This is a genomic window from Haloplanus natans DSM 17983 (assembly GCF_000427685.1).
GTDB classification, from domain to species: Archaea; Halobacteriota; Halobacteria; order Halobacteriales; family Haloferacaceae; genus Haloplanus; species Haloplanus natans.
The window spans coordinates 1,532,157-1,546,334 of record NZ_KE386573.1 but is presented as its reverse complement, the minus strand read 5'-3'; the positions used below and the strand labels follow the sequence as shown (position 1 = coordinate 1,546,334).

The 14,178-nt window shown below is 67.7% G+C and carries 15 protein-coding genes and 1 tRNA gene; 6 read left to right on the top strand and 10 right to left on the bottom strand.

The features are described 5' to 3' along the window. Positions 1 to 215 precede the first annotated feature (215 nt). A tRNA-Leu gene (locus tag HALNA_RS10095) sits at positions 216 to 299 on the bottom strand. A 433-nt stretch (positions 300 to 732) separates the two neighbouring features. Between HALNA_RS10095 and HALNA_RS21180 the strand changes: the two genes are divergently transcribed. Continuing rightward, positions 733 to 1,224: a hypothetical protein gene (locus HALNA_RS21180; RefSeq protein WP_049936257.1), complete on the top strand. Its 492-nt coding sequence runs from the start codon at positions 733 to 735 to the stop codon at positions 1,222 to 1,224. On the opposite strand, the gene HALNA_RS10085 is transcribed toward HALNA_RS21180, so the two are convergent. Genes HALNA_RS10085 through HALNA_RS10075 form a run of 3 tightly spaced genes read right to left on the bottom strand, consistent with a single transcriptional unit; the run spans position 1,225 to position 3,414 of the window. Further along, on the bottom strand, positions 1,225 to 2,535 hold the full coding sequence (locus HALNA_RS10085) for an amidase (protein ID WP_049936256.1): 1,311 nt from the start codon (positions 2,533 to 2,535) through the stop codon (positions 1,225 to 1,227). It lies immediately after the preceding gene. Positions 2,536 to 2,587: 52 nt separating this feature from the next. Then, the gene (locus HALNA_RS10080) at positions 2,588 to 2,875 is read right to left on the bottom strand and encodes a hypothetical protein (protein ID WP_049936255.1); all 288 of its coding nucleotides are present in this window, start codon (positions 2,873 to 2,875) and stop codon (positions 2,588 to 2,590) included. A gap of 14 nt (positions 2,876 to 2,889) precedes the next feature. Beyond that, positions 2,890 to 3,414: a DoxX family protein gene (locus HALNA_RS10075; RefSeq protein WP_049936254.1), complete on the bottom strand. Its 525-nt coding sequence runs from the start codon at positions 3,412 to 3,414 to the stop codon at positions 2,890 to 2,892. A 225-nt stretch (positions 3,415 to 3,639) separates the two neighbouring features. On the opposite strand from HALNA_RS10075, the gene HALNA_RS10070 reads away from it, so the two are divergent. Beyond that, positions 3,640 to 4,869: a permease gene (locus HALNA_RS10070; RefSeq protein WP_049938028.1), complete on the top strand. Its 1,230-nt coding sequence runs from the start codon at positions 3,640 to 3,642 to the stop codon at positions 4,867 to 4,869. Here HALNA_RS10070 and HALNA_RS10065 read toward each other — a convergent pair. From HALNA_RS10065 to HALNA_RS10045, 5 genes are all read right to left on the bottom strand, one after another. Continuing rightward, positions 4,866 to 5,813 (bottom strand): mechanosensitive ion channel family protein, encoded by a 948-nt coding sequence (locus tag HALNA_RS10065; protein WP_049936253.1) that lies wholly within the window; start codon positions 5,811 to 5,813, stop codon positions 4,866 to 4,868. The two genes, HALNA_RS10070 and HALNA_RS10065, sit on opposite strands and share 4 nt — an antisense overlap. 122 nt (positions 5,814 to 5,935) lie before the next feature. Further along, positions 5,936 to 6,382 (bottom strand): CBS domain-containing protein, encoded by a 447-nt coding sequence (locus HALNA_RS10060; protein WP_049936252.1) that lies wholly within the window; start codon positions 6,380 to 6,382, stop codon positions 5,936 to 5,938. 697 nt (positions 6,383 to 7,079) lie between these two features. Next, positions 7,080 to 8,381 (bottom strand): MFS transporter, encoded by a 1,302-nt coding sequence (locus HALNA_RS10055; RefSeq protein WP_049936251.1) that lies wholly within the window; start codon positions 8,379 to 8,381, stop codon positions 7,080 to 7,082. Between the two features lie 74 nt (positions 8,382 to 8,455). Continuing rightward, on the bottom strand, positions 8,456 to 10,723 hold the full coding sequence (locus HALNA_RS10050) for a CDC48 family AAA ATPase (RefSeq protein WP_049936250.1): 2,268 nt from the start codon (positions 10,721 to 10,723) through the stop codon (positions 8,456 to 8,458). Further along, entirely contained in the window at positions 10,720 to 10,959 is a 240-nt protein-coding gene (locus HALNA_RS10045) for a DUF7127 family protein (RefSeq protein ID WP_049936249.1), read from the bottom strand. Before HALNA_RS10045 ends, HALNA_RS10050 begins: the two co-directional genes overlap by 4 nt. 158 nt (positions 10,960 to 11,117) lie before the next feature. Here HALNA_RS10045 and HALNA_RS10040 point away from each other — a divergent pair, with 158 nt between their 5' ends. From HALNA_RS10040 to HALNA_RS10030, 3 genes are read left to right on the top strand one after another with little or no spacing between them, the layout of a single operon-like run. Then, positions 11,118 to 11,885, top strand: a complete 768-nt coding sequence (locus HALNA_RS10040; RefSeq protein ID WP_049936248.1) for an alpha/beta fold hydrolase — start codon at positions 11,118 to 11,120, stop codon at positions 11,883 to 11,885. A 39-nt stretch (positions 11,886 to 11,924) separates the two neighbouring features. Beyond that, complete coding sequence (locus tag HALNA_RS10035; protein WP_049936247.1) at positions 11,925 to 12,161, top strand: DUF5822 domain-containing protein; 237 nt, start codon at positions 11,925 to 11,927, stop codon at positions 12,159 to 12,161. A gap of 37 nt (positions 12,162 to 12,198) precedes the next feature. Then, positions 12,199 to 13,047 (top strand): translation initiation factor eIF-2B, encoded by an 849-nt coding sequence (locus HALNA_RS10030; protein ID WP_049936246.1) that lies wholly within the window; start codon positions 12,199 to 12,201, stop codon positions 13,045 to 13,047. A gap of 70 nt (positions 13,048 to 13,117) precedes the next feature. Here the strand turns inward: HALNA_RS10030 and HALNA_RS10025 are convergent, their stop codons facing one another. Beyond that, entirely contained in the window at positions 13,118 to 13,594 is a 477-nt protein-coding gene (locus HALNA_RS10025) for a GNAT family N-acetyltransferase (protein ID WP_049936245.1), read from the bottom strand. Positions 13,595 to 13,701: 107 nt separating this feature from the next. On the opposite strand from HALNA_RS10025, the gene HALNA_RS10020 reads away from it, so the two are divergent. Further along, on the top strand, positions 13,702 to 14,169 hold the full coding sequence (locus HALNA_RS10020) for an archease (RefSeq protein ID WP_049936244.1): 468 nt from the start codon (positions 13,702 to 13,704) through the stop codon (positions 14,167 to 14,169). The last annotated feature ends 9 nt before the right edge of the window (positions 14,170 to 14,178 follow it).

The following is a 14,178-nucleotide window of genomic DNA, read 5'->3' as shown; positions in this document are numbered from 1 at the left end:
AAAGTATGAATCGGGGGGCTGTTCGGCGTCGCCGCTCGGAGGGTGTCTGGTAGAGTGTTGCGAGGGAAGAGCGCTCCGAGGGCGGTCTTCCGCATCTTCCGGTGTGGACCGGAGCGATGCGAGGGAAGGGATTTGAACCACGGTCGGACGTGCGTCCTCCCTGCTTCAAATCCCCTCGTCGCAGCGGGGCGCTCGCGTATCGCTCGCGTCCAACATGCGAGGGAAGGGATTTGAACCCTTGGACCTCTACAGGAGCGGATCTTGAGTCCGCCGCCGTTTCCAGGCTTGGCTACCCTCGCACGCACTGCGGTCGTAGACGACCACCGGGGTTCAAGCCACCGATTTTCCGTCGCCGGGATCGACCGTCGAAACGGTTATGATATTCGGTAACGTACACCGCTGTACGGGGAGAGCCACGGGGACTCACCGGACGACCGGCCCGCTCCGAACGGAGCGGATCGGACGAGAGGTACGACCGAAGTCCCGGTAACACGGGGCCGAGGAACACGCCTCGACGGAGAACCGCAGCGACCCACTACCCGACCGCCATCTGCGGGAGGGCGTGAAGGCCAACTACCGGACCTCGTATGAACGGGGTTCGGGAACCTGGTACCCCCAGCACAGCCGTAAGGGTCGTGGAAAACGTCTCCCGTCCGGGTCCAAACCGGGGTTCGACACGGCCACGAACCCAAGAGCCGGGGGATTTTATTCCTCGTCACTAACATCCGGGGCATGTTCGACGATACGGGCCGACGACAGTTTCTCCAACTCGCCGGCACGGGGACTGCCGCCTCGTTGGCTGGCTGTAGCGCGCTCTCGAACCATCAAGGCGAGGGTGGCGGCGGTGCGGAGCCGGCGACGGTGACACTCGCGGTCCGGCCCGACCGGCAGTCGCTCCAAGAGCTCCAGTCCGAGATTCAGTCGCAGGTCCAGTCGGGTGAACTCGACCCACAGCAGGCACAGGCCCAGTTTCAGCGCCGGCGGACCGAACTGACCCGGAACGCCGTCGACACGTTCCGAAACCGGACGGGCAACGTCTCGGTCAGCGTCGACAACACCGTTGCACAGTTCGGCGTCTTGCTCGTCTCGGGCGACCCGGCCGCGCTGATCGAGACGCTCGCGTTCGAGGAGGTGAGCGGCCTCTTCCCGGCGGCGACGTTCGAGCAAGCGCAGGCCCAGGCCGGGACGGGGACGGCGGGCGGCACCGGAACGGAAACGGCGTAATCAGCCACTTAAGTCGCCGATGTCGGCGACGGCGGCGGCGATATCCTCTCCCCACGCCAGCAACGACTCGTCGCCGCCGAAGGGCGCGAGAACCTGCAGGCCAAGCGGCAGGTCTCCCACCCGACCGCACGGGACCGTCAGCGCGGGGACGCCGGCGTTGGTCCACGGCAAGTTCATGATCGGATCGCCGGTGTCGTCGATGCTCTCGGGCGCCGGACCGGGGGCGGCGGGCGAACACAGCAGGTCGACCCCCGCCTCGCGAGCGCGCTCGCCGATCCGGTCGCGAAGTTCGAGACGGGCGGCGCGGGCGTCGGCGAGTTCGTCGACGCCGACCGACCGACCCTCCTCGATCAGTCCAACCGTCTCCGGAGCGTACGCCTCGCCGTACTCGGCATGCCACTCCGCGTGCGTGAGCGCGAACTCCGCCGCCGCGAGCGCGTTATGACTCTCGTTCACGTCGTCGATATCCGAAAGCATCGGGACGCGCCGAACCTCGTAGCCCGCCGCGTCGAGGGCGTCGGCGCCGACGTCGACACCCGCCCGCCCCGCCGGAGTCGCCTGCTCGACGTACGGCCCTTCGACCACGCCAACGACCGGCGGGTCGTCGGGAGCGACCGGTTCCCAGCCGTCACAGAGCACGCTCGCGGCGCGGGCCGCGCCGGCCACGTCGGCGGTGAAAGTACCGACGTGATCGACGGAGGGCGCGAAGGGGACGACGCCGTCCATCGGAATCCGACCGTAGCTGGGTTTGTAGCCGACGACACCGCAGAACGCCGCCGGCCGGATCACGGAGCCGATGGTCTGGGAGCCGAGCGCGAGCGGACAGCACCCGGCGGCGACGGCGGCGGCCGACCCGCTCGAGGAGCCGCCCGGTGTGTGCTCGAGGTCGTTCGGGTTCCGGGTCGGTGGCGGGTCGAAGTACGCGAATTCGGTGGTGTGGGCCTTGCCCATGTGGAGCGCGCCGGCGTCGCGGAGGCGGGTGACAGCCGTCGACTCGGCGCCGGTGATGGCCGCCGGCGGCACCGACGACCCCGCCTCGGTGAGGTAGCCGTCGACGTGGAAGATGTCTTTGACACCGACGGGGACGCCGAACAGCGGCGGCCGGCCGGCGGGGTTGTCGTGGCGGGCGTCGAGTGCGGTTGCCTCCCGGATCAGCCGGTTGCGGCGGCCGGGTTCGGGGAGGAAGGCGGACACCTCGTCGTCGACGGCGTCGAGCCGGTCACACAGGTCGTCGACCAGCGCGGTCGGTCGCCGGTCGCCTACCCGGAGCGAGCGAGCGAGCGGGACGAGCGGCTGAGGGTCGGCGTGCATATCCACTCACCGGGTGCGCCGACCGCATAATCCTTCGGGAGGGGGCGACCGACTACCCCGCGGTCGTGTCGGCAGCCGCCCGTCGCTCGGCCTTCCTGGCCGGGACGGCCAGCCGGTACAGGCCCCAGAGCCCGAGGACCGCCAGCCCGGCGAGGACGAGGCCGACTCGGACGGCCGGGTCGACACCGGGCTGTGCGATGACCTCGCCCGCGTCGTTCGTCGTCGGGGCCGCACCGTACGGCGCCCCGTCGAGAATCTCTACCACGCCGAGGACGACGATGCCGGCGAGCAGCAGAGTGCTACTCAGCACCATCGCCGCCGTGTCGATGATGTCAGTCATGGACTGTCACCTCGTCAGCCGAGCAGATATCCGAGCCGCGGGTGGTTCTCGACGGGTGCCAGTCGCTCGATTACGCCGTCGAGGCCGTAGTACCGGCCAGCGTCGAGGACCATCAGCGTCACGAACAACAGCAGGCCCATCAGGTCGCCGTTGACGACGCCGTGGCCGAAGGCCGCGTTGCCGACCCAGAAGAACGCCATGAAGACGGCGCCTCCGAACGCCGCGAGGCGGACGAGGACACCGACGAGCAACGCGAGGCCGATCAGCGTCTCCGCGAGGGGGACGACGGCCTCGATGACGCCGGGGATGGCGGTCCCCATCCACACCGCGAGCGGCCCGAGGACGGTGTCACTCATCCCACGGAGGTACGCCGGGCCGAACGTGAACTGCAGTCCCGACTCGATGAGCTTCGTCACGCCGGCGTGGAAGAACCACCAGCCGACGACGGCCCGAAGGAGTGCGATCCAGACGGGCGCAACCGAGCCGACACGGCCGAATTCGAACTCGCCAGCCAGCGGGTTCGAAAGGTCGTACGCCATAGTGGACACCTCACGTGTAAGCATCGTCGGCCACGATGCATAGACGGGGGCGTCGATTCCCAGTATCGGGGAATCGGACGATCCGGGGGTGGCTGCCGTTCGTTTTCGATTCCAAAATTCCGGTTGGCACAGACACCGGAATCGTGCCCACAACCCAGTTGAGTCGAGGGCCCGTAGGAAGCATACGATGGCTCCGAGAGCGACAACTACGGGGAGGTGGTATCCGTGACGGTCGTCGGGACGCTAACCGAGGGGATTCGATTCGCCGCCGAGATGGGCTGGGAGACGTGGTGGGCGCTCGTCCTCGGGTTCACTATCGCGGGTGCCGTCGAGACGTTCGTGAGCGAGGAGCGGATGTCGGCCGTCCTCGGCGGGAGCGGGTGGCGCGAACTCGGCCTCGGGACCCTCTTTGGCGCCGCCTCCTCCTCGTGTTCGTTCGGTGCCGTCGCGACCACGAAGTCCCTGTTCAAGAAGGGTGCGTCGCCGATCGCTAGCCTCGCAGCCTTCCAGTTCGCCTCGACCAACCTCGTGATCGAACTCGGCCTGGTGATGTGGATTCTGCTCGGCTGGGAGTTCGTCCTCGCCGACTACGTCGCGGGCCTGCTTCTCATCGGCCTCCTCGCACTCACCTTCGAGTCCGTCGTCCCGGACGCGTGGTTCGACCGGGCGCGAGAGCACCTGCACGCCTCCGAGGGCGTCCGCGACCCGTCCTGTGGGATGGAAGTCGACCCTACCGACGACGACACCGTGACGCTTGAGACGGAGCGCGGCAGGGAGTACTTCTGCTCGGAGTCGTGCAAAGCGGCCTACGCGGAATCCCGGCGACAGTTCGACGCGACGTGGCGCGACCGTCTGCTCACCCGCGACGGCTGGCGACTCGCCTCGAAGAACGCCCTCGGCGAGTGGGGTATGCTGTGGACGGATATCGTGGCGGGCTTCCTGATCGCCGGTCTCATCGGCGCCGCCGTCCCGCGGGCGTGGTGGACGACGCTGTTCGGCGTCGGCGCCGAGGGAACCCTGACGTGGGTCGTCGCCAGCGCCGTCGTCGGCGTCGCCGTCGGCGTGATCACCTTCGTCTGTTCGGTTGGGAACGTTCCGTTCGCCCTGATCCTCTGGTCGAACGGCATCGCCTTCGGCGGCGTCATGAGCTTCATCTTCGCCGATCTGATCGTGCCGACCATCGTCGACGCCTACCGCCGCTACTACGGCCTCCGGATGGCGGCCGTCCTGTTCGTGAGCATCTTCGTCACCGCCGTGGTGTCGGGCGTCGCCATTCACTACATATGGGCGGGCGCAGGGTTGATCCCGCCCGCTGGCGAGGCGGGCGGCACCGCACCGGGCGACTACACCACCTACCTCAACACCGCCTTCACGCTCATCTTTTTGGGACAGGTGTACGTCGGCTACGTGAGCGACGTGGATGTGGAGGCGGTCGACGAGGGCCACACCCACTAACGGTTACGACTGACGGGGAAGGCAACCCGATCGGGGTTGTCGTTGAAGCGGTCGAGTATCGTCCGGTAGAGGGCGTTGCGCGTCCGCGTCCCGCGCCGCGGGTGGACGAGATAGCGCAGGTGGAGTTCGACCCACGACTCCTTCTGGACGACGTTGACCGTCGGCCGGTCGGTCACGTCGAGTTCGACGGGCGTCTCGGCGAGTCGCTCGCGGTACTCGGCGACCCCCGCCGCCATCTCGTCGCCGAGATACTCCTCCGCCACCTCCTCCATCACCGCGGCGGCGAAATCGAGGTCCGTCTCGTAGGCCACCTGTATCGAGAGTTCGTTCCAGACGTGCGGGACGCCCTCGCCGTGGAAGTTGACGACGTGCGAGGAGAGCACCACGCTGTTCGGCACCGTGATGATACGCCCCGATGGCTGGTTGCTGGAGACCAGATCGCCGTCGATTTCCCACACCTCCGTCACGAAGAGGTCGATGGCGGCCACGTCGCCGCGAGTGTCCTCGATGGCGATCCGGTCGCCCACGCCGTACGGCCGCTTGGTCACGATGTAGAGCCAGCCGATGAGGGAGGCGAGCGCTCCTTGGAGGGCGAAGGTGATCGCGAAGCCGACGACCCCCAGCGAGAACAGGACGCTCACCCAGTCACGGGTGACGACGCCGAAGCCGGCGATCAGACCGAGCACCCCGAAGGCGAGACGGAGGACGTTCCGCACGTCGTGACGGCGGCGCTTGCTCGCGGTGTGACCGAGGAGAACGCCTGCGACGAGTCGGTAGGCGCCGTAGGTGGCCAGAACGGTCGCGGCGACGGTCAGGACGAGGAGCGTCGGCGGACCGAGCGCCACGCCGAAAAGCGTCTCGTCGACGCCAAAGCGACGCACGACGCGTGACCCCGCGTAGAGGACGGCGGCGGCGACGAGTGCGAGCGGGCCGGTGTGTCGCATATCCACACACCGGCGCCGGGGGTGGAAAAAGCCGGGGGCGACGACTGATACGGATTAGTGTAACTGTTCACCGGTGGGTCGCCAGGACGGGTCGGTGACCCACCGGTACACGGTATTCCGTATCACTCCGCCGACCGCTCCGGCGTCCCCGCGCCGTCGAGCGAGAGTGGGTCGCCCTGCCAGTCCACGTCGAGGCGGTGTCGCGAGAGGTACGGCGCCACGTCGGCTCCCGTGACGAGCCCCCGGTACGTCCCGTCCTCGACGACCGGGAGCCGGGCCACGCCCGCGTCGCGCATCCGGTCGGCAGCGAGGCCGACCGGCGTGTTCGGCCCGACCGTCACCACCGGCGCCGACATGAACGACCGCACGGGTGGATTCTCGCCCCCTTCGGCGACGACGGCGACGATGTCAGACTCGGTCACGATGCCGACGATGCCGTCGCCGTTGCACACGACGACAGCGTGAACGTCCGCCCGCCGGAGCCGACACGCGGCATCGGTGGCAGTCGTGTCCGGGGGGACGGTCGGGGCGGCCTCGGTCATGACCGCGGAGACGGGTACGTCGATCATGGCTCGGTAGTGTCGCCGAGGCCACTAATAGTTTTGTAACAAATTCCAGCTAAATCCGATTTTTTAAATCAATCATCCGATATTTTGGCCATTAATTTCCAGTATTTTGTAACTTTCTCCTCATCAATAAAAATTCCTTTTATTTTTATATCGCCGGACGAGGAGGGCCGAACGCGTCACGGGGAGGCCGACCTACCGATACATGGTGCCGGCGAAACACGTCGAGGTATGGCGCCTCGTCCAGCCCTCCAGCACGCACTACTCGGGGTCGGTGTGCTCTGTCCTCTCGCCGCCACTCTCGTCGGCGGCGGGGGTCCGGCCGGCCCCGGGCCGACTCGGCGTACGTCGTCGAGAACGAGTCGGCGACCGCCCCCGACTTCGCTTACACGAGCGACCACGTCGCCGTCGGCGAGGGGCTCTACTCGATCCGGTACAGGGGGACGCTCTACTCGCTCCGGACCGAACGGGAGAGCGCGGGGGTCAACGTCGCGGCGCTGTTCGTCGGACTCGCGCCCCGTGGCCTCGGACTCGTCCTCCTCGTCGCGGGCGTCCTGCTCACGGGCTGGCGACGGTATCACCGGGGCGCCTCGGAGAGGTAGTGTCGCCGTCCCGGCCCATAGTGTTTACTGTAACTGGTTACCGGTTGGTCGCTGACCCGTTTCGGCGAGCCACCGGTAATGACTTCCAATAAACACTATCAGTCGTCGCCCACGACGGACGTCGGCCCGCCCGCCGTCCGCGTTTCGCGGCGGTGGAGCCAGAGCGCGGCGAGGACGGCGAGGAGAGCAACAGCCGTCGCGATGCCGAAGGCGACGCGGTAGCCGGCGACGGTGTAGACCCGCGCGCCGTTGATGATCTCTCCCGTCCAGTAGGCGTCGAGGACCACCCCCATGACCGCCGGCAGCGTCGCCGCGCCGACGTAGCCGAGGCTGTTGATCACGCCGGTGACGGTGCCGGCGACGGCCGGTTCGTGTCGCTCCTTGCCGACGGTGAACACGAGGGAGACGCCGCCGTTGGCGAGCAGAGCGACGAAGAGCGCGACGCCGACGACGGGGAGGGGCGGGACGGTGACCAGCGCGGCGTAGGACAGCGCGAAGGCGGCGACGGTCACGACGATGAGCTCCGTCCGCCGGCCGGTCCGGTCGGAGAGCGCGCCGATGGCGGGCGAGCCGAGGACGAACCCGACGTTACCGACGAGGAGATACGTCGACGCCCGCGCCACCGAAACGCCGTAGGTGTCGGCGATGAAGGGCACGCCCCACAGGCCGAGGACGGTGAAGTTGACGCCGAGTACGACGAAGAGGAGCAGTCCCATCAACCACGTCTCGGCCTCGCGGAGGACGGCACGGGTGTTGGCGGCGATATCGGCGAGCGAGGCGGTCGAGCGCCCGGTGTCGACCCCCGACGCGTCCGCATACCCCGCCCTGGCCGGCGTATCGCGCACCGCGCCCGCGATACCGACGGCGACGACGGCCGTCACCATCCCGGTCGCGAGGATGGCGAGTCGCCAGCCGACCCGGTCGATGGCGAGCGCCAGCGGCGTCGTCGCGAGAATCCCACCCGCGCCCGCCGCGGCGACGGTGTAGCCCGTCATGGTCGCGTACTCGTCCGCCCGGAACCAGTTCGCACAGAACCGCAAGGTGGCGATGTAGCAGACGCTCCCGCCGAAGCCGACCAGCGCCCGGGCGAGGAAGGCGGCGAGGAGCGTGTCGGTTCGCGCGAACCAGACGGTGCCGACGCTCAGCACGGCCAGCCCAGTCGCGCCCACCCACCGCGATCCGTAGCGGTCGACGACGAGCCCCGCCGGCAACTGGAGCGCGGCGTAGATGTAAAAAAAGGACGCGTGCAGCAGACCGAGTTGGGAGCCGGTGGCGTCGAACGTCCGGGCGAGGGAGTCGGCGAGGACGGCCGTCGCGGTCCGGTGGAAGTTGACAAAGAGGAAGCCGGCCGCGAGAAGCGTCCACAGGGCGGCCCGGCGCTGCCGGATCGAGAGGGACATACAAACGGGTTACGGGGGTGGGTGAATAGCGTGTTGGAACCGCTCGGAGGTGAAAACTGCCGCGGGAGCCGGCGCTAGTGGAACGTCCGGCTGGCTTCGGTCTCGGGACCCACCTCGGGGTCCTCGTTCGTGAAGCGCTTCTCTATCTCGCGGTAGCGCTCGCGGGTGTCGTCGGTGACGCTCGCGGTCACCTCGTCGAGCGCCTGCTCGAAGTGGTCCATCGTGATGCGGACGTTCCCCAGGGACTCGCCGATCTCCTCGGGCGAGACGCTGTTGATGAACTCGCGGCTGGCGGCCATCGAAGCCTCGCGACAGACGGCTTCGACATCGGCGCCGACGTAGTTCTCCGTCCGCCGGGCGAGACTGTCGAGGTCCACGTCGTCCGCGAGCGGTTTGCCGCGGGTGTGCACCTCGAAGATGGCGCGCCGGGCCTCCTCGTCGGGGACGGGCACGTGGACGTGCCGGTCGAGTCGGCCGGGACGCAGCAGCGCGGAGTCGATGAGGTCGGGCCGGTTCGAGGTGGCGATCACGACCACGTCCTCTAGGGTCTCCAGCCCGTCGAGTTCGGTCAGGAGCTGCGAGACGACGCGCTCGGAGACGCCCGAGTCGCCGGTGTTACGGCCGCGCTCGGTCGCGATGGCGTCGATCTCGTCGAAGAAGATCACCGTCGGCGCGTTCTCGCGGGCCTTGCTGAATATCTCGCGGACCCCCTTCTCGCTCTCCCCGACGTACTTATCGAGGAGTTCGGGGCCTTTGATCGAGATGAAGTTTGACTCGGCCTCGTTCGCCACCGCCTTGGCGAGCAGGGTCTTCCCGGTTCCGGGCGGCCCGTACATGAGGACGCCCTTCGCGGACTCCATGTCCATCGCTTCGAACACCTCGGGGTAGTCGAGCGGCCACTGGATCGTCTCGCGGAGGCGCTCTTTCGTGTCCTCCAGACCGCCCACGTCCTCCCAGGTCACGTCGGGGACTTCGACGAACACCTCCCGTAGCGCGGAGGGCTCGATTCCCTTCATCGCCTCTTGGAAGTCGTCCTGGTCGACCTCCAAGTTCTCGAGGATCTCGGCGTCGATCTCCTCTTCCTCGAGGTCGATCTGGGGCCGGATGCGCCGGAGCGCGTTCATCGCGGCCTCCTTGGCGAGTCCCTCGATGTCGGCACCGACGAAGCCGTGGGTCGACTCGGCGAAGGCGTCGATGTCCACGTCGTCGGTGAGCGGCATGTTACGGGTGTGGACCTGCAGGATCTCGCGGCGCCCGTCGCGGTCGGGGACGCCGATTTCGATCTCGCGGTCGAAGCGACCGCCGCGGCGGAGCGCGGGGTCGATAGCGTCGACGCGGTTGGTCGCGCCGATGACCACGACTTCGCCGCGTTCCTCTAGCCCGTCCATCAGCGAGAGGAGTTGGGCGACGACGCGACGTTCCACGTCACCGCCGGCCTCGCCCCGCTTGGGCGCGATGGAGTCGATCTCGTCGATGAAGACGATGGCGGGGGCGTTCTCCTCGGCCTCCTCGAAGGCGTCGCGGAGTTGCTCCTCGCTCTCGCCGTAGTATTTCGACATGATCTCCGGGCCGGAGATGGTGTGGAAGTGGGCGTCGATTTCGTTCGCCACCGCCTTGGCGATCAGCGTCTTCCCCGTGCCGGGCGGGCCGTGCAGGAGGACGCCCTTGGGCGGGTCGATGCCGAGGCGCCGGAACAGTTCGGGGTGGCGCATCGGCAGTTCGATCATCTCGCGGACCTGTTCGAGTTCGCGGTCGAGGCCGCCGATGTCCTCGTAGGTCACGTCGGGCGTCTCGGCTCCGCCCTCGCCGCCGGTCTCGCGGATCTGCTCTGCGGGCTTCTCGCTCACCGTGATCTCGGTCGAGTCGGTGACGACGACGGTCCCCGACGGCGACGTATCGGCCACCTTCAGCGGGAGCGCCTGGCTCTGACGACCGCTCATGAAGCCGAACCCGAACGGGACGCGGAGGGTCTGTCCTTTCGTGATCGGCTTGTCCGTGAGTTTGTCACGGAGGTAGTGACCGATGTCGCCCCGGATACCGATCTGCTGGGGGAGCGCGACCGTCACCCGCTCGGCCGGCTTCACGTCGGCTTTCTCGACCTCGACCCGGTCGTCGATGCCGACGTTCGCCTGCTGACGAAGCTGACCGTCGATGCGAATGACGCCCGCACCCTGATCCTCGGGATGACCGGGCCAGACGCGCGCGATGGCGGTGCCCTCTTTTCCTTCGATGCGAATATAATCGCCGACCTCCAGGCCCATCTCCGAGACCGCGGCGCGGTCGATGGCGGCCAGTCCGCGGCCGGCGTCTTTCTGTTTCAGTGGTTTGACTACGAGTTTCATTGGCTACCCCTCACCACGAGTACGCCGTTGTTCGTGTCAACACTTTCGACCGTACCGGGGAGATCGAACTCCATCGCAGTCTCCTCGTCGACAAGGACGATGGCCGTCTCGCCGACGACGTCGACGTCGAGACGATCGCCGTCGACGCCCAGGTCTGCGGCGATCACCCACTCGTCGTCGTAGTCGTACCGGCGGACGAACCGCTCGTCCTCACCAGCGTATTGCTGTCTCACCATATCAATTCCTAACCCCAAGTTAGTTATCTAAGTATATAAATCTTTCTTCAGCAAATCGCAGTACGCAAGCGGGTACCACAAAAATAAGCCACATTGCGGTTCACAGTCACCATCTGGCCGTCGGTCGGCTTTATATCTCTCCCCACGCTACCGAGCGTATGGAGACCGTAACCCACCACGGGCGGAAGACGTCGTACCGCCGGCACGACCGCGGCGGCGAGGCCGACCCCGTCCTGTTCGTCCACGGGAGCGGGGGATCGCACGCAGTCTGGAAGTCCCAGGCCAGACTCGCCGACGACCGGCCCGTGATCACCGTGGACCTGAGCGGCCACGGGGAGAGTGAGGACGTGACGGCCGAACCCGGCTACGAGACCCTGTCAGCGTACGCGGACGACGTTCTCGCCGTCGCCGAGGCGACCGGGTCGCGGGTCCTGTGTGGCAACTCGCTTGGTGGGGCGGTCGTCCTCTCTATCGCCCTCGAGCGCGACTTCGAGCCGTCGGGACTCGTGCTCGCGGGGACGGGCGCCAAACTCGCCGTCCTCGACGACCTGCTCCGGTGGCTCCGGACGGACTTCGAGCGGGCGATCGAGTTCCTCCACGGCCCGGATCGGCTCTTTCACGACCCCGGCGAAGAACTGGTGGCGGCCTCGACCGCGACCTTCCACGCGGCGGGGCAGGCCGTCACCGAGCGTGACTTCCGAACCGCCCACACGTTCGACGTGCGCGGCCGCCTCGACGATGTCACCGTCCCGACCCTCGCCGTCGTTGGCGAGTACGACGCGCTCACGCCGCCGTGGTACCACGAGGCCCTCGCCGAACGCATCCCCGACGCCGAGTGGACGACCGTCGACGACGCGGCCCACCTAGCCATGCTCGAACGGCCCGACGCGTTCAACGACGCGCTCGTCGACTTCCTCGGCCGCTAAACCGCCACACATTACCCGATCGACTGCGAATCAGGAGGCGTGCCACACCGCGTCGAACGAACCGATCCCGACGGCGTCGACTTCGGGTGGGTGATGCAGGTGACGTTCGTCGCCACCATCGTCGCCGGTGCGCCCCTCGTCGCCGCCCTATCGACGACGACGACGCTCCCGACGTGGGGCGCCCGCGCCGCCTTCGCCGTCCGCGTCGGGGCGGTCGTCTGGTTCGTCACTGCACTTCTCGCGTACGCGTACGCCCGGCGGCAGGTCGACACGTAGCCGGAACCTCTTTGCCGCCGACACGACACCTCCCCGTATGATCGACGAGACCATCGAGGAGATTCGCCGGATGCAGACCCACAGTTCGTCGGTGGTCGCGGTCAAGGCGACCGAGGCGCTCGCCGAACTCCTCGACCGGGAGTACCGGAACGTCGAGGCCTACGAGCGTGACCTCGAACGCAACGCGGGGGCGCTCCGCCGGGCCAACCCCTCTCACGCCTCCCTCCACAAGGCGATGCGGGAGGTCGTCGACGGCGTTCTCGGCGGGGCCGATACCGTCGAGAGGGCGAAAGCCCTGACCCGCGAGGAGATCGGCCGGATCGTCGAGACGATCGAGACGGGCAAACACGAGGCGGCCGCCCGCGCCGCGACCACCTTCGAGGACGGCGAAACCATCCTCACACACGACTTCTCGACGACCGTCTTAGAGGCCGTCGAGGTGGCCGCCGCCGAGGGCTGTCACCTCACCGCCTACGCCACCGAGGCTCGGCCGCGTCACCTCGGCCGCAAGACCGCCCGCCGCCTCGCGGAGATGGACCGCGTCGACCCACACCTCCTCGTCGACAGCGCGGCGGGCACCATTCTCGACCGCTGTGATCGCGTCGTCGTCGGCATGACCTGCATCGTCGGCGACACGCTCTACAACCGCGTCGGCACCTTTCCGCTCGTCGCCGCCGCGAACGTCGTCGGCGTGCCCGTCGTCGTCGTCGGTTCGGAGTCGAAGATCATCGAGAGCGACTTCGTCTTCGAGAACGACGAGCGCGAACCCACCGAAGTCATCCGCGAGCCAATCGAGGGCGTCACCATCGAGAACCCCGCCTACGACGCGACGCCGATGGATCTGATCTCGACGGTCGTCACCGACCGGAAGCAGTTCGAGCACTAACCGTCGGCCGTCCGTCGATACGGGCCGCCGCCACACCACACCGTCGTACCGGCAGTTACGGCCGACGGCACTACCGCCGAATCAGTTCCGAGAGCCGGTCGCGGAGCCGTTCGTCGGGGCCGAGGCGGAGGTAGTACGCGTCGCCGTTGTCCTCGTAGTAGCCGTCGATCCGGCGCTTGATCTCGAAGCCGACGGATTCGTAGAAGTCGAGCGCCCGTTCGTTCGTCGCCCGGGCGTGACAGGTGACGGTCCGGTGTTCTTCGGCCACCTCGGCGACGAGTCGCCGGCCGAACCCCTCGCCGCGACGGTCGGGCGAGACGGCGAGAAAGAGGATGTAGCCGTCACGTCGAACCGTCGCGAACCCGACCAGGTCGTCGTCGAGATAGAGCAGGTGGGTCGTCGCGCGGCGGTAGGCGTCCATGAAAAACCGCTTTCGCTGCTTGAGGACGCCCTCCTCCCGACGGATTCGCTCTTTGAGTTTCCAGGCCCCGTCGGCGTGATCCGTCGCGCCGGGGCCATCGACGCGTTTCTCGACGGTGACGCTCACTACCGCAGTTCTAACGCGGCCGTGCAATATAACTTCACCGTCGGCGTCCATCGTCGCCGGCTTCGTCGGGACCAACGGTTTTCACCGTCCACCCCGTCTCCAACGCCATGAGCTACGAACTCCGCCCGCATACGGCCGACGTGGCCGTCGCGGCGACCGGCGTCGACCTCGGCGAGACGTTCGCCGCCGTCGCCGACGGCCTCGCGGCCGCCACCTGCGACCGGATTCCGGACTCCGGCGAGCGGTTCTCCCTCACCGTCCGTGCCGAGGGACTGGAGGCCCTCCTCTTCGATTACCTCGACCAACTCATCTACGAGCGCGACGTACGGGGCGTCCTCCCCGTCGACAACGAGGCCACCGTCCGCGAGACGGGCGAGGAGTGGGTGATCAAGGCGAGCACCCGGGGCGTCCCCTTCTCGGACGTGACCGCACGCGATGTAAAGGCCGTCACGTACTCCGAGATGCGCGTCGAGAAGCGCGTGGAACGGTCCCCGAGCAGTCGAGCACAGTCCGGTGAGGGCCGGTCGGCGGACGACGGCGGCGGCTGGGAGGCATACGTCGTGCTGGACGTGTAGTAACGTATT

What these genes read in the sequence shown, in the direction of transcription:
- HALNA_RS21180 (WP_049936257.1), top strand. Translation starts at nt 733, where the DNA reads ATGTTCGACGATACGGGCCGACGACAGTTTCTCCAACTCGCCGGCACG.
- HALNA_RS10085 (WP_049936256.1), bottom strand. Translation starts at nt 2,535, where the DNA reads ATGCACGCCGACCCTCAGCCGCTCGTCCCGCTCGCTCGCTCGCTCCGG.
- HALNA_RS10080 (WP_049936255.1), bottom strand. Translation starts at nt 2,875, where the DNA reads ATGACTGACATCATCGACACGGCGGCGATGGTGCTGAGTAGCACTCTG.
- HALNA_RS10075 (WP_049936254.1), bottom strand. Translation starts at nt 3,414, where the DNA reads ATGGCGTACGACCTTTCGAACCCGCTGGCTGGCGAGTTCGAATTCGGC.
- HALNA_RS10065 (WP_049936253.1), bottom strand. Translation starts at nt 5,813, where the DNA reads ATGCGACACACCGGCCCGCTCGCACTCGTCGCCGCCGCCGTCCTCTAC.
- HALNA_RS10060 (WP_049936252.1), bottom strand. Translation starts at nt 6,382, where the DNA reads ATGATCGACGTACCCGTCTCCGCGGTCATGACCGAGGCCGCCCCGACC.
- HALNA_RS10055 (WP_049936251.1), bottom strand. Translation starts at nt 8,381, where the DNA reads ATGTCCCTCTCGATCCGGCAGCGCCGGGCCGCCCTGTGGACGCTTCTC.
- HALNA_RS10050 (WP_049936250.1), bottom strand. Translation starts at nt 10,723, where the DNA reads ATGAAACTCGTAGTCAAACCACTGAAACAGAAAGACGCCGGCCGCGGA.
- HALNA_RS10045 (WP_049936249.1), bottom strand. Translation starts at nt 10,959, where the DNA reads ATGGTGAGACAGCAATACGCTGGTGAGGACGAGCGGTTCGTCCGCCGG.
- HALNA_RS10040 (WP_049936248.1), top strand. Translation starts at nt 11,118, where the DNA reads ATGGAGACCGTAACCCACCACGGGCGGAAGACGTCGTACCGCCGGCAC.
- HALNA_RS10030 (WP_049936246.1), top strand. Translation starts at nt 12,199, where the DNA reads ATGATCGACGAGACCATCGAGGAGATTCGCCGGATGCAGACCCACAGT.
- HALNA_RS10020 (WP_049936244.1), top strand. Translation starts at nt 13,702, where the DNA reads ATGAGCTACGAACTCCGCCCGCATACGGCCGACGTGGCCGTCGCGGCG.